At 61.0% G+C, this 13,503-nt stretch carries 11 protein-coding genes; 7 read left to right on the top strand and 4 right to left on the bottom strand.

Features of this window, described 5'->3' with window-relative positions; all coding sequences use genetic code 11:
* From scpA to AB4O16_RS01120, 3 genes are all read right to left on the bottom strand, one after another.
* Window positions 1-2,052 carry a methylmalonyl-CoA mutase gene (gene scpA / locus AB4O16_RS01130; protein WP_460156779.1) on the bottom strand — a complete coding sequence of 684 codons (2,052 nt, stop codon included), beginning with the start codon at window positions 2,050-2,052 and terminating at the stop codon, window positions 1-3.
* Complete coding sequence (locus AB4O16_RS01125) at window positions 2,049-2,906, bottom strand: Pnap_2097 family protein (RefSeq protein WP_090321786.1); 858 nt, start codon at window positions 2,904-2,906, stop codon at window positions 2,049-2,051. Before AB4O16_RS01125 ends, scpA begins: the two co-directional genes overlap by 4 nt.
* A gap of 215 nt (window positions 2,907-3,121) precedes the next feature.
* On the bottom strand, window positions 3,122-5,026 hold the full coding sequence (locus AB4O16_RS01120; RefSeq protein WP_075944564.1) for a sigma 54-interacting transcriptional regulator: 1,905 nt from the start codon (window positions 5,024-5,026) through the stop codon (window positions 3,122-3,124).
* A gap of 242 nt (window positions 5,027-5,268) precedes the next feature.
* Between AB4O16_RS01120 and AB4O16_RS01115 the strand changes: the two genes are divergently transcribed.
* The 7 genes from AB4O16_RS01115 to AB4O16_RS01085 all read left to right on the top strand — a co-directional run bounded on the left by AB4O16_RS01115 (window position 5,269) and on the right by AB4O16_RS01085 (window position 11,162).
* Window positions 5,269-5,751 (top strand): MSMEG_0572/Sll0783 family nitrogen starvation response protein, encoded by a 483-nt coding sequence (locus AB4O16_RS01115; protein WP_075944565.1) that lies wholly within the window; start codon window positions 5,269-5,271, stop codon window positions 5,749-5,751.
* A gap of 93 nt (window positions 5,752-5,844) precedes the next feature.
* Window positions 5,845-6,822, top strand: a complete 978-nt coding sequence (locus AB4O16_RS01110; protein ID WP_075944566.1) for a Nit6803 family nitrilase — start codon at window positions 5,845-5,847, stop codon at window positions 6,820-6,822.
* Window positions 6,809-7,891, top strand: a complete 1,083-nt coding sequence (locus AB4O16_RS01105; RefSeq protein ID WP_085702088.1) for an MSMEG_0568 family radical SAM protein — start codon at window positions 6,809-6,811, stop codon at window positions 7,889-7,891. The genes AB4O16_RS01110 and AB4O16_RS01105 overlap by 14 nt, the downstream gene beginning before the upstream one ends.
* Before the next feature lie 14 nt (window positions 7,892-7,905).
* Window positions 7,906-8,466 (top strand): MSMEG_0567/Sll0786 family nitrogen starvation N-acetyltransferase, encoded by a 561-nt coding sequence (locus AB4O16_RS01100; RefSeq protein ID WP_085702087.1) that lies wholly within the window; start codon window positions 7,906-7,908, stop codon window positions 8,464-8,466.
* The gene (locus AB4O16_RS01095; RefSeq protein ID WP_085702086.1) at window positions 8,459-9,481 is read left to right on the top strand and encodes a sll0787 family AIR synthase-like protein; all 1,023 of its coding nucleotides are present in this window, start codon (window positions 8,459-8,461) and stop codon (window positions 9,479-9,481) included. Before AB4O16_RS01100 ends, AB4O16_RS01095 begins: the two co-directional genes overlap by 8 nt.
* Before the next feature lies 1 nt (window position 9,482).
* Entirely contained in the window at window positions 9,483-9,818 is a 336-nt protein-coding gene (locus AB4O16_RS01090; protein ID WP_075944570.1) for an MSMEG_0570 family nitrogen starvation response protein, read from the top strand.
* A 42-nt stretch (window positions 9,819-9,860) separates the two neighbouring features.
* Window positions 9,861-11,162, top strand: coding sequence for an MSMEG_0569 family flavin-dependent oxidoreductase (locus AB4O16_RS01085; protein WP_085702085.1), 1,302 nt, complete (start codon window positions 9,861-9,863; stop codon window positions 11,160-11,162).
* A gap of 271 nt (window positions 11,163-11,433) precedes the next feature.
* Here the strand turns inward: AB4O16_RS01085 and AB4O16_RS01080 are convergent, their stop codons facing one another.
* Window positions 11,434-13,326: a sigma 54-interacting transcriptional regulator gene (locus tag AB4O16_RS01080; protein ID WP_085702084.1), complete on the bottom strand. Its 1,893-nt coding sequence runs from the start codon at window positions 13,324-13,326 to the stop codon at window positions 11,434-11,436.
* Window positions 13,327-13,503 lie beyond the last annotated feature (177 nt).

Here is a 13,503-nt window from a genome sequence, read left to right as displayed (position 1 = left end):
TCAGGCAACGTGGAGCAGATCGATCAGTTGGCCGACCATCTGCGCTACCTCCTGTCCCGGTCCGAAGCAGGCCTTGACCCCCCGTTGCAGCAACAGTCGTACATCGGCCTGCGGAATAATGCCGCCGACGACCAGCGGAACGTCAATCCTTCGTTGATTCAACAAACCCAACAGTTCAGTCAGCAGTTCCGTGTGCGCTCCGGCCAGGCTTGAAACGCCGATCAGATCTGGTAAATCGGCATCGTCCAAGACGTCCAGCACCTGCGCCGGCGTTTGAAACAGCGGCAACAGGCGCACCTCGAAACCGGCATCGGCCAGCGCTGCAGCCATCAAGCGAATCCCGCGGTCATGCCCGTCCTGGCCCAGTTTAGACAGCAGGATCCTGGGCCGGCGACCACTCTGGGCGACAAAGGTCGACAGGCGCTGCGCAACGATCGCCCAATCGGGCTGCTGACTCATAGACGGTCCATAGTGCCCCACACTGAAATCCAGCCCTTGCCTGAACCGAGGCCAGACCTTTTCCAGTGCCTGGGTGCACTCACCAAGTGTCGCCCGCGCGCTGATGGCCGCCACGGTATTCTCCAGCAGATTCCCCTGGCCCGAGCGTGCGCACTCGGTGATCGAATGCAGCTGCGCCTCAACCCGAGCGTTGTCGCGCTTGAGTCGCAGGCGGTTGAGGCGTTGGCCCTGGCGGGCGCGCAGTGCCTGACTGTCCACGGGCGTCACCGGCTCCTGCGCGGGTTCATTTGCAGCGACACGCCGTGCAATCCCGCTATCGAGACGTGCCTGGGTAGCCATGGCCTGATGGTGAATGGCCCGGTTGATCGCGCCGGACTCAATCGCCTGGAACACACCACCCAGGGCATCGATCTCGGCCATTTGCAGACGCGCCTGTTGCGCCAGCTGCGCCGTCAAGGCTTCCATCATGTAAGACCCCGCCCACGGGTCGACCACGTCGCACAGGCCGGTTTCCTGTTGAAGGATGTGCTGGGTATTGCTCGCCAGTCTCGACGAGGCCTCACTGGGCAGCGTCAGGGCTTCATCCCAGGCATTGGTGTGCAGCGACTGGGTGCCGCCGAAGACCGCGGCCATGGCCTGGACGGTGGTGCGCACGACATTGTTCAGCGGGTCCTGAGCGCTAAGGGACCAGCCGGAGGTCTGGCAATGCATGCGCAGCGCCTGGCCTTTATCGAGGGTGACTCCAAGGTCCCGGGTAATTTCCCACCACAACAGGCGTGCCGCACGACACTTGGCGACTTCACTGAAAAAGTCGCTGCCGATGCCGAAAAAGAAACTGATGCGTTCGCAGAATCGCTGCACGTCCAGGCCGTTGTTTTGCACTTGCTCGGCGTAAGTCCTTGCGTTGATCAGGGTCAGTGCCAGCTCCAGCACGGTGTCGGCCCCGGCCTCTTGAAAGTGATAACCGGACACCGAAATCGGATTAAACCGAGGTACGTGCGCATTCAAGTAGCTGATCACATCAAGAGTGATCTGCATTGAAGGTTTCGGCGCAAAAATGTAGGTGTTGCGAACCATGAACTCTTTGAGAATGTCGTTCTGGATCGTGCCACTGAGCCGTTCCGGCGCGACGCCGGATTCCTGAGCGGCAACGATGAAGGCCGCCAGCACTGGCAGTACCGCGCCGTTCATGGTCAATGACACCGAGACCTGGTCCAGGGCGATGCCGTCCAGCAACTCGATCATGTCCTCAACACTGTCGATGGCCACGCCTGCCTTGCCGACGTCGGCTTGCCAGTGTGGATCGCTGGAGTCGTAGCCGCGATGGGTCGGCAGATCGAAGGCGAGCGACAGGCCGGTGGCGCCTTCGGCCAGGCGCTGGCGCAGGCGCTGATTGCTCGCCTCGGCGCCGGCGAACCCGGTGTATTGACGCACGGTCCAGGGCTTTTGCAGGTACATGCTGGCGTAGGGGCCACGCACAAAGGGTGCCTTGCCGGGCAGGCTGTGCAGGTGCTCAAGACCTTCGACGTCACTGCTCTGGTACAACCTCTTGAGTCGCAGACCTTCGGGTCGCCAAAGGGGAGAATGGCTCATCGGCTGCAGTCCGAAAGATGGTGTTTGCGGGTGAACACATCGGCCAGCTTGAACCCGTCGCTACGCCGAAATACCTCGCACCAGTGAAGCTCGCGATGGCTTGGCGATGTCGTGTGCAAAAGCAGTTGCACGCTGTCACCGATATTGAGGTTGCCGTAGAAATGCAGCTCGCGTTGGCGGACATGACCTGGGCGGCGCAACCCTAGCAGGGCCCATTCGGCACGCTCGACCATGGCCTGGAAGTTGGCGAAGTACAGCAGGTCGGCACCGTTGAAATCGATGTCGGGGCAGGGCGTGAAATCGAATGCCTGCGCCGCGGTTGCCTGGCGATCGATACCGTAATGACTGTGCCAATTCCCGCTGCGTATCCGACGGTTGTCGACATGCAGCACTTGCAGTGCCTGCGGCAGCTCGGTCACTGCTGCCGTCGAGCCCCTGAGGCAAGCCTTGCTGACACTGCGATTGTCCCCCGGTACATGCCGGCTGATGAAGGTCGACAGTAGCGCCAGTTGCCCCACGACGCGATCGCCCAGCCAGACTTCATGTTCGCTGAAATGCCGGGCCTGGCCGCCGCGACCGATCCGGGTATGAATCCGGAACTCGCGATTTTCGATGATCGCTTCCAGCTTCAAATCCCAAGTATTGACCGCCGTGAACGCGGCGTAGGCGATGCGTCCTTGGTCATCGACGAAATCAGGCAACGCTCGATCATGCAATTGCGCCAGGGCGAGCCAGTGTTGATGGCCGCACTCTTTCAACAACCAGTTTTCCGACAACCCGGTGAAGGCCAGGTTGGGCATCGAAGCCAGGTAGGTTTCTGTACGGGAAGCGATGAGCGTGGTGGCTGTTGGCATGGCAGGAATCCGTCGTTTCGCCGCGGAGGGCGGCTGACGGCTACCCAATTGCGAATGACGTACCACTTTGTTGGTGATTTCATATCGTTATGATTAATAACGGTATTTTTGATTTGTGGGACGTTCCGTTCTGAGCCGGCCCGCTACGTAACTCCGTAGGAATACGACATTTCGTAGCGGGTTTTACGAAGTTGCGTGGCGACCGGGCCCACGCTTTATTCGAGCTTGATCTCCAGCCGTTTGAACCGCGACGCCAATGTCGTCGGTTTCAGTCCCAGCAATTGCGCTGCGCCGCCTTTGCCGAACAACTTGCCATCCGCCGCCTTCAATGCGGCCTGCATGTTGCTGCGTTCAAGTTCGCGAATTTGCGCGTCAGTCATGATCGCAACTTCGGAGGAGGGTTGCTGTGGTGCAGGCAGGCTGGTTTTGGGCTCGTCCGGCAGGTCCAGGTTCAGGTCGGCGCCAATCGAGGTGATCAACGCGCGCTCGATGACGTTTTGCAGTTCGCGAATATTCCCCGGCCACGAATAGCGTTGCAGGCGTTCGATATCGCTATTGCGCAGGCGCCGGCCGGGCATGTTCAGGCGTTTGCCAGTCTGCTTGAGGAAGTGCGCGGCCAGGGCGCCGATGTCCATCAGGCGATCGCGCAACGCCGGGGACTGGATCGGGAACACGTTGAGGCGGAAATACAGGTCTTCACGAAAGTGCTTGGTCGCCACTTCCTGGCGCAGGTCGCGGTTGGTCGCGGCGACGATCCGCACATCGACCTTGCGCGTGCGCTCTTCGCCGACCCGTTCGAATTGCCCCTCCTGCAACACACGCAGCAGTTTGCTTTGCAGCTCAAGGGGGATTTCGCCGATTTCATCGAGAAAGAGCGTGCCGCCATCCGCCAGCTCGAAGCGGCCGACCCGATCGCGCACGGCGCCGGTAAAGGCGCCGCGGATGTGGCCGAAGAATTCGCTCTCGAACAGTTCTGCGGGGATCGCCGCACAGTTGACCCGGATCAGCGGGTGGCCGTTACGGCGGCTGGCCTGGTGAATCGCGCGGGCGATCAGTTCCTTGCCTGTGCCCGATTCACCGTTGATCAACACGCTGGCATCGGTGGGCGCGACCACGTCGATCTGCCGGATAATTTTCTTGATCGGTTCGCTCTGGCCGACGATCTCGCGGTAGTTGTGCTCGATGTGAATCTCTTCCTGCAGATAGGCGTTTTGCTCTTCCAGCCGATCCTTGAGCACCTTGAGTTCTTCGAGGGCGCTTTGCAGCTGGTTTTCCGTGCTGCGCCGCTCGGTGATGTCACGGAACACCACCACGGCTCCAACGATACGGCCATCGGAGATCACCGGGGTGCTGGTGAATTCCACCGGGAACGAACTGCCGTCGCGGCGCCAGAAAATCTCCTGACGACCTTCGTGGATCACACCGTCGTGCACCGCTTTGTAGATGGGGCACTGTTCCACCGGGTAATGGCTGCCATCGGCATGGGTATGGTGGTGAATGCGGTGGATGTTCTTGCCGATCATGTCCTGGGTTTCCCAGCCCAGCATGCGCGCGCAGGCTGGATTGACGAAGGTGGCCAGGCCTTCGCTGTCGATGCTGTAGATGCCGTCGCCCACGGAGCTGAGCAGCAACTGGTTATCGCGCTCGTTTTCCTGGAACAGGTTGAGGATATTGCGCCACTCGATCAGCCCGCCGCGCATGGTGCGTTCGGTGTCCGCCTGGTCGCGCTGGTACTTCTGCAGGCTGAGTTCGCGCATTACCAGAATCAGCTGCTGCTCGCCCTTGACCTGCAAGGTGGTGGCGGAGATTTCCAGCTCGATGCGTTCGCCGCTCTTGCAGTTGCAACTGAGCTCGTCGCTCCAGCCGCGTCCCTTGTCCATCACCGCCTGGGTGAAGACGATCAAGTCTGCCAGTTGATGACCGAAGAGTTTGCTCACCGGCAGTTCAAGAAGCTCCTGCCTGGGATAGCCGAGCAGTTTGCAGGCGGCGATGTTGAGGTCCACCAGCCGATCGGCGTAGGGATTGAGCAACGCGATGGCTTCGGCGCAATGCTCGAACACCATGTGCCGCGAGGAATAGGCCAGGTCGGCCCAACCGCTGAGGGAGTCTGCTTCGTTCATGGCTACGAAATCTCGTGTTCTGTGGCTACGAATATTCGTATTTCTACGGGAATGCGTGGTTCGGCGATAGCATCAGATGCCGGAACAAAAACCGGATCAGATTGGTATCTTCATACAAATCAGATGCTTAACCCACTGCAGAAAAACGTTTTATTTTCTGGCACGGCGTTCGCTCTATCTCCTGCAACCCGGCAGCCAACCCAGGCTGACGTTCAAGCACGAAGACACTGGAGAGCGACACTATGCCAACCGTGGACATCCCCCATTACAAAGACGGCGACTTCCTGGTCAATTACGAAGAGAAAGTCTTTGAGGACATCAAAGCCGAACCGGGCGAAAAAGTATTGATCACCTTCCACACCATCGCCTTCGAAGGCTCCATCGGCCTGGTCAACATGCTTCAGGCCAAGCGCCTGCTGCGCAAAGGCTTCGAAACCAAAATCCTGTTGTACGGGCCGGGCGTGCAACTGGGCGTGCAACGCGGCTTCCCGACCTTGGGCGCCGAGGCGTTTCCCGGGCACCTGGCGGTGAACAAGCAATTGATGCAGTTCATGGAGGAGGGCGGCGAGGTGTACGCCTGCCGCTTTGCCCTGCAAGCCCTGTACGGCCAGACCGAAAAAGCCCTGATCGAAGGCATCCGCCCGATCAACCCGCTGGACGTGATGGACCTGCGCCTGCTGATGCGCCGCGAGGGCGCAATGATCATTGATACCTGGACGGCCTGACAGCGCCGCTGAAATACCCCTGTGGCGAGCGAGCTCGCTCGCCACAACAGCGACATCGATCTTGTGAACACACAACACTTCAGGACCCCCATCATGCCCATCATTCGCGCAGCAGCCGTTCAACTGAGCCCCGTGCTTTACAGCCGCGAAGGCACCGTGGACAAGGTCTGCCAACAGATCATCGCTTTGGGCCAGCAAGGCGTGCAGTTCGCCGTGTTCCCGGAGACGGTGGTGCCGTACTACCCGTATTTTTCCTTTGTGCAGCCGGCCTTCACCATGGGTGCCCAGCACCTGAAACTGCTCGATCAATCGGTCACTGTACCGTCCGCCGCCACCCTGGCCATTGGCGAGGCGTGCAAGCAGGCGGGGATGGTGGTGTCCATCGGCGTCAATGAGCGCGATGGCGGCACGATCTACAACGCCCAGCTGCTGTTCGACGCCGACGGCACGCTGATCCAGCATCGCCGCAAGATCACCCCGACCTACCACGAGCGCATGGTCTGGGGGCAGGGCGACGGCTCCGGCCTGCGCGCCGTCGACAGCGCCATCGGGCGCATCGGTTCGCTGGCGTGCTGGGAGCATTACAACCCGCTGGCGCGCTACGCCTTGATGGCCGACGGCGAGCAGATCCACGCGGCGATGTTTCCCGGCTCCCTGGTGGGCGACATCTTCGCCGAACAGATCGAAGTCACCATTCGCCATCACGCCCTGGAGTCCGGCTGTTTCGTAGTCAACGCCACTGCTTGGCTGGATGCCGATCAGCAAGGCCAGATCATGCAGGACACCGGTTGTGGCCTGGGCCCGATCTCCGGTGGTTGCTTCACTGCCATCGTTTCACCTGAGGGCAAGTTGCTCGGCGAGCCGCTGCGTGCCAACGAAGGCGTGGTGATTGCCGACCTCGACCTGGCGCTGATCGACAAGCGCAAACGCATGATGGATTCGGTCGGGCACTACAGTCGTCCGGAACTGCTCAGCCTGCTGATCGACCGCACGCCCACGGCCTATGTGCATGAGCGTGCTGCCCATTTGGCAACGGCTGCTACCGAGGAGCTCGATCATGCAAACAAATGAACTGCTGGCCGAGTTGCAGTGCCACGGCGTGCGCTGGCCAGCGGCGCAAAACGGCCTGTCCCGCCAGGGCGGCGCCGGGCCGTCGGACCACAAGGCGCTGACGTTCGGCAGCCGGACCATGATGGTGCCGATCCTCAACCAGGCCTCGCAGACCTCGCCTTACCAGGCGCAACCCAGTGCTGATGGCAGCCAGGCGTTGATCTTCCGTGAAGGCTTGCAGGTCGGTCAGGTACAGATGCCCGGAGTGCCGAACTTCTACGGCTTGAGCACCGCCGACGGCATTCCCTACTGGAAAATCGCCACGCTGCACAGCCGCGACGTGTTGGCGACCACGGTATTGCAGCACTGCATTCGCTTCAACGATCGCGGCAGCTCCTGCCAGTTCTGCGCTATCGGCCAGTCGCTGGCAGCGGGCAAGACCATCGCTCGCAAGCGTCCGCAGCAATTGGCGCAAGTGGCGAAGGCCGCGGTGGAGCTCGATGGCGTCAAGCACATGGTGATGACCACCGGCACGCCGCAAACCCCGGACCGCGGTGCGTCGATCCTGTGTGAATCCGCCGCAGCCGTGACAGCGGCAGTCGACCTGCCGATCCAGGCGCAGTGCGAGCCGCCGGACGATGATCGCTGGTTCCAGCGCCTGGCCGACAGTGGCGTGGTATCCCTAGGCATGCACCTGGAAGCGGTCACCGACGAAGTGCGCCAGCGGATCATGCCGGGCAAGGCCGAAGTACCGCTGAGTCGTTACTTCGAAGCCTTCAGCGCAGCGGTCGACGTGTTCGGTCGCGGCCAGGTCAGCACCTACATCCTCGCCGGCCTGGGTGACAGCGAAGCGGCCATCAGCGAGATGAGCGAGCGTTTGTGCGCCCTTGGCGTGTACCCGTTCGTGGTGCCGTTCGTGCCCATCGACGGCACACCGTTGGCCCATCACCCCAAACCCGACAGCGCCATGATGGCTCGCCTGTATCCGCAGATCGGCGCGAGCCTGCGCCGTCATGGTCTGCACTCCGATCAGATCAACGCCGGCTGCGCCAAATGTGGCGCGTGCTCGGCCCTGAAAAACTACGAATAAGCCGGAGAACTCCCATGGCCCATTCCGTCTTTGCTTTGGTCGACAGCACGTTCGAGCCGTTTCGCGCCGGTGAGTTGCTGGTCAAGCCCGCCCGTGAACACTGGGAGAAACAGGCGTATTTCGCCCTGCGCCGCTCGGTGTTTTCCGATGAGCAACAACTGTTGGTGCAGGACAAGGACAGCCATGACTTCCAGGCAATTGCCATCGTCGCCCTGGCCGGCAATTGCGGGATCGCCGATCAGGTGGTGGGCGCGGTGCGCATCTACCAGCCGGATCCGGGTCTGTGGTTTGGCGGACGCTTGTGCGTGGCGCCGGCGTATCGGCGGCACAGCATGATCGGCAAGGCGTTGGTCAACGAAGCGGTGTCACGGGCCAAGGACCTGGGCTGCGAGGTGTTCCGCGCCACGGTTCAGGCGCAGAACGAAGGCTATTTCCATGGTTTGCGCTGGCACAGCCTGGAACAACTGGAGTTGCTCGGCCAGCCTCATTGCCTGATGCAGGCGGATCTGGCGAGCTACCCGTTGATGCCGCGTCAGGTGTCGTTGCGGGCGCTGAAGGTGGCGCGCCATGAATGATCTCGCGATTTTGATCGACACCCTGCGCAGCACCCCCGCGATGCTGTCGAAACAGGCGATCCAGCAGCCGGCGGCGGTCATGGGCAGCACTAAACAAGCCCTGACCCGTGAACAGCTGTACGCCTTGCCCGGCGACGACACCGCGGCCATTGCCTGTGGCAATCACTTTCAACTGCTTGCCATCGAAGGCATGTTGCCGGCCTTCGTCGAGGCGACGCCGTGGTTTGCGGGATGGTCGGCGGTCATGGCCAACGTCAGCGACATCACCGCCATGGGCGGCCGCGCGACGGCGGTGGTCAACGCCTATTGGCATCACGACAACACGGCTGCGCAGCAGATTCTGGCGGGTATCCGTGCGGCATGTGAGGCCTACGGCCTGTTGCTCGCCGGGGGCCATACCAGCCTCACCCGCGATAACCCGACGGCGCTGGCCGTGGCGATTACCGGCACTGCGCAGCACCTGTTGTCGACCCTCCATGTCGCTCCGGGGCAGGTAATCTCCATGGCCGTGGACCTTGAAGGTGCCTGGCACGCTGACAGTACCTATTGGAAGGCATTCGAAGGCGTGCCCGCCGAACGCCTGCGCAGCAAGCTCGACGTGCTGCCGCGCCTGGCCGATGCCCGATTGCTACACGCCGCTAAGGACATCAGCAACGCCGGGGTTCTGGGCAGCCTGTTGATGCTGCTGGAAACCACCGGTTGCGGCGCGAGCGTCGATCTGGCGGCGCTGCCGTGCCCGCCGGATGCCGACCTTGTGCGCTGGCTGCAGGTGTTCCCCAGCTACGGCTTTCTGATGACCCTCGATGAAGGTGACTGGGACCAGGTCCAGACCGCTTTCGCCTTCGAAGGGCTGCGCTGTGAGCGCATTGGCGCGGTCGATGCCAGCGGCGTCATGACCGTCCGCCACGGCGAACAACGCGGCCTGTTCTGGAATCTGCGCGAGCAGGCCTTCACCGGTTTCAGCTATCCCCATCTGGACCTGACCCCTTTAAACCTCAAGCAACAGGAGCACTGACATGCCCGCCGTCAACTTCAAGATCCGCTGGCCCAATGGCCGCGAAGCCACCGGTTACTCGCCTTCAACGGTGATTTTCCAATACCTAGAAGAGGGCGCCAGTTACCCGCTGCCGGACTTTTTGCAGCGCATCGAAAGCGCGCTGAACAACGCCTCGGAACGGGTCAAGGAGGTCAAGGGGTTCTATTGCAGTTCGGCCATGGACACCTTGAGTTCGCTGAAGGGTCAGGCCAGTTATCTGGTTGAACCGGCCGACGTCGAGGGGCGGGTGAACGTGATCAGCATGCGCACCGAGGGCGCGGGGCAAGTGATCGGTGCGGGCTGGAGCTCGTTCTGATTTTTCTGAATTTTTATCGTCACCGATGACCGGAGCAACGTTATGACCAGCCACCTCACTTCCATCAAAACTCAACACCACAGCGTGATCGTCGTCGGCGGCGGGCAGGCCGGATTGTCTGCCAGCTACTACCTGCAACAGGAAGGGGTCGATCATCTGGTGCTGGAAAAGCACAGCGTCACCCACACATGGCGCAACCAGCGCTGGGATGCCTTCAGCCTGGTCACGCCGAACTGGCAGTGCGCCTTACCGGGTTACACCTACGTCGATGATTTCAAGGGCGCCGATCCTCACGGGTTCATGAAAAAAGACGAGATCAACGCGTACCTGGCGGGCTTCGTTAAAGCGGTGAATGCGCCGGTGCGCGAGGGCGTGACAGTACAGCGCGTGGTGCCGCGCGCCATCGGTGGTTTCGAGGTGCATACCTCCCAGGGCGAGTTTTCGGCCGATCAGGTGATTGTTGCTTCGGGTGGTTATCACACGCCAATCATTCCGCGCCTGGCCGAGCGTCTGCCTGCGGGCGTTCATCAGTTGCATTCGGAGCAGTACCGCAATCCCGCGGCCTTGCCTGCCGGGAATGTGCTGGTGGTCGGATCTGGACAATCGGGGGCGCAAATCGCCGAAGACCTTCACTTGGCCGGGCGCAAGGTCTTTCTGGCGGTCGGTGATGCACCGCGTTGCGCACGCTTCTACCGGGGCAAGGACGTGGTCGATTGGCTGGCGGAAATGGGCTACTACGAAATCGGGGTTGACACCCATCCGTTGCGCGAAGGCGTTCGCGATAACACCAACCACTACGTCACCGGGCGTGACGGCGGGCGCGACATCGACCTGCGCAAGTTTGCCGTGGAAGGCATGGAATTGCTCGGTCGACTAGAAGGCTTGCAGGGCACGCGGATGCAGTTCGCGCTTAACCTAGCGGAGAGCCTCGACAGCGCCGATGCGGTGTACAACCGCATCAACGGCTCGATCGACAACTACATCGAACAGCACGGCATCGAGGCGCCGGCCGGTGAGCGCTATGTTCCCAACTGGACGCCTGAGCAAGAACGCAGTGAAGTGGACCTTGTGGCGGCTGGCATCACCAGCATCATCTGGTGCATCGGCTTCAGCCCGGACTTCACCTGGGTCGAGGCACCGGTCTTCAATGGCCGTGGCCATCCGGGCCATCAGCGCGGCGTGACCGCGCAGCCGGGGTTGTACTTCCTTGGGTTGCCTTGGTTGTACACCTGGGGCTCGGGGCGGTTTTCCGGGGTGGCCAAGGATGCGCGTTACCTCGTGGACCAGATCAGCTCTGACCGGGCCGAGAGCTTGATTCAGGGAAAACGGGCAGCGGCGAGGTGATTGAGCAAAGGTTTTGAGCCATGCCTCAGACCCAATGGGAGCAAGCAGGCGCTGACGATGATTGAGCAAGTTGGTTGATTGCCAGTTCGCACCGACCTCCGGTAACTCGGTCATTCTGGCAGCCTGCGTCATCGTTGGCGTCCATCACGAGCTGGCTCGCTCCCATGATCCAGGTTATACCTGATCCTGTACCCGTCACATCACCCCTGTGGGAGCGAGCCTGCTCGCGATGGTCTCATAGACGCTGCGGATAACCAGACGAAGCCCGTTATCACTCGCGGCGACCGGGTTTGTAATTCCGCGGATCAATGTTCCATTTGCGCAGGCGTGAGGCCAGGGTGGTCGGTTTGAGCCCCAGCAGTTGCGCAGCTCCGCCTTCGCCGGAGACTTTGCCTCCAGTGCGTTTGAGCATCGCCACGGTGTTCAGGCGAAGTTGCTGTTGCACAATCTCATCGCGCAGCGGTTCGCTGTCGTCCAGCGGTTCTACGGGTGTCTCAATCTGCTCGCGAGCGGCGGCCGGCAATAGCTCATCGAAGCGTAAGCGGCCATCCTGCGAGACGATGATCTGTCGCTCGATCACGTTTTCCAGCTCTCGAATATTGCCCGGCCACGGATAACGCTTGAGCACCTCGACCTGGGTCAACGGCAGACGCACTCCCGGTTTGTTGAAGGCTTGGCAGGCGCGCTCAAGAAAGTGGCCAGCCAACAGCGGTATGTCGCCCAGGCGTTCGCGCAAGGGCACCGAACGCACCGGAAACACGTTCAAGCGGAAGTACAAATCTTCACGAAATCCGCCAGCGGCGACCATCTCCCGCAGGTCGCGGTTGGTGGCGGCAATCACCCTCACATCCACCGCTCGGGTCAGGTTATCGCCCACCCGTTCGAACTGCTGGTCCTGCAGCACCCTTAGCAGTTTGCTTTGCAGCTCCAAGGGGATTTCGCCCACCTCATCGAGAAACAGCGTGCCGCCATCGGCCAGTTCAAAGCGTCCGACCCGATCATTGGTGGCCCCTGTGAAGGCGCCTTTGACGTGACCGAAAAACTCGCTTTCGAACAAGTCCCGAGGAATCGCCGCGCAGTTGACGCGAATTAACGGGCGGTCGCTGCGCCGGCTGCTTGCGTGGATCGCCCGAGCAATCAATTCCTTTCCGGTCCCGGATTCGCCAGTGACCAGCACGTTGGCGTCGGTTGGCGCCACCAGTTCGATCTGGCGGATCAGGTGCAGCACCGCAGGGCTGTCGCCAACGATCTCGTGGTGATTGCGCTCCGCCTTGATCTCTTCCTGCAGGTATTGGTTTTCCAGCTCCAGACGTTGCTTGAGTTGCTCCACTTCATTCAAGGCTTCGCGCAACCGCAGTTCGGCCCGCTGCCGCTCACGAATGTCGCGGAACAACACCACCGCCCCCACCAGACGGCCCATCTCGAAAATCGGTGTGCTGGTGTACTCCACGGGTATGGCTTCGCCGTTCTTGTGCCAGAACACCTCGTTGTCGACACGGCGCACCTGGCCGTCGCTGAACGAGGTGTGAATGGAGCACTGCTGTACTTCAAACAGACTGCCATCACTGTGGCTGTGGTGAAACAACTGGTGGGCATCATGGCCGACCATGTCCCCTGCGCTCCACCCGAGAATCCGTTCGGCGGCCGGGTTGATGAAGGTGGTTTGCCCAGCGGCGTCCAGCCCGTAGATGCCTTCACCTACGGCGCCGAGGATCAGGCGGTTCTGTCGCTCGATGCGTTCGAACACTTGAGTGATGCGCTCCCAGCCAACGTGGCCCAAGCGATGTTGGCGGCGGGCTTCGGAACGGTTGCGGCGGGTTTCCAGCTGATCGCGGTCTTGGATCATCAGCAGGATGCGCTGGCCATCCTCCAGTGCCCGGGCGTTGACTTCGACGGCGTGGTGTTTGCGGGTCAGGTCGAGCAGGCTGAGATCGTCGGACCAGGCTTCGCCCTGAGTTAGCACCTCGTCGGTGAAGCTGACCCACAGTGCGATGGCGCTGCCGAAGAAATGGCTGAAGCGGGTGAGGGAAGTAGCATTCTCTTCGCAGCCAAGCAGAGCGAGGCCGGCGGCATTGACCTGGACCAGAGCGTCCGATGCCGGGTCCACCACCAGCATGGCGAGCGGAGCGTAAGCAGCGGATATTTTGTCGATGGCGGTGGACATGGTCCGGGAGACCCTAACTGATACGGTACGTCGAATATACGAAAAATCGTAAATTAATTAACCAAGTTTCGTTATTTACGATAATTCGTTAGTTTCTTTTGAAACTATTCTGAGAATAAACCTCTAAAAATCAACGTGATAAGAATAATTTAGCAATTGGCACGACTCTCGCTATCT

This window comes from Pseudomonas sp. S2_H10 (genome assembly GCF_054668285.1).
Note: the sequence above shows the minus strand (reverse complement) of the source record. Positions and strands in the feature narration are given on the sequence as shown.

Bases quoted from the DNA above. Each gene is read 5' to 3' on its own strand.
- scpA (WP_460156779.1), bottom strand. From the start codon at position 2,052: ATGAGCCATTCTCCCCTTTGGCGACCCGAAGGTCTGCGACTCAAGAGG.
- AB4O16_RS01125 (WP_090321786.1), bottom strand. From the start codon at position 2,906: ATGCCAACAGCCACCACGCTCATCGCTTCCCGTACAGAAACCTACCTG.
- AB4O16_RS01120 (WP_075944564.1), bottom strand. From the start codon at position 5,026: ATGAACGAAGCAGACTCCCTCAGCGGTTGGGCCGACCTGGCCTATTCC.
- AB4O16_RS01115 (WP_075944565.1), top strand. From the start codon at position 5,269: ATGCCAACCGTGGACATCCCCCATTACAAAGACGGCGACTTCCTGGTC.
- AB4O16_RS01110 (WP_075944566.1), top strand. From the start codon at position 5,845: ATGCCCATCATTCGCGCAGCAGCCGTTCAACTGAGCCCCGTGCTTTAC.
- AB4O16_RS01105 (WP_085702088.1), top strand. From the start codon at position 6,809: ATGCAAACAAATGAACTGCTGGCCGAGTTGCAGTGCCACGGCGTGCGC.
- AB4O16_RS01100 (WP_085702087.1), top strand. From the start codon at position 7,906: ATGGCCCATTCCGTCTTTGCTTTGGTCGACAGCACGTTCGAGCCGTTT.
- AB4O16_RS01095 (WP_085702086.1), top strand. From the start codon at position 8,459: ATGAATGATCTCGCGATTTTGATCGACACCCTGCGCAGCACCCCCGCG.
- AB4O16_RS01090 (WP_075944570.1), top strand. From the start codon at position 9,483: ATGCCCGCCGTCAACTTCAAGATCCGCTGGCCCAATGGCCGCGAAGCC.
- AB4O16_RS01085 (WP_085702085.1), top strand. From the start codon at position 9,861: ATGACCAGCCACCTCACTTCCATCAAAACTCAACACCACAGCGTGATC.
- AB4O16_RS01080 (WP_085702084.1), bottom strand. From the start codon at position 13,326: ATGTCCACCGCCATCGACAAAATATCCGCTGCTTACGCTCCGCTCGCC.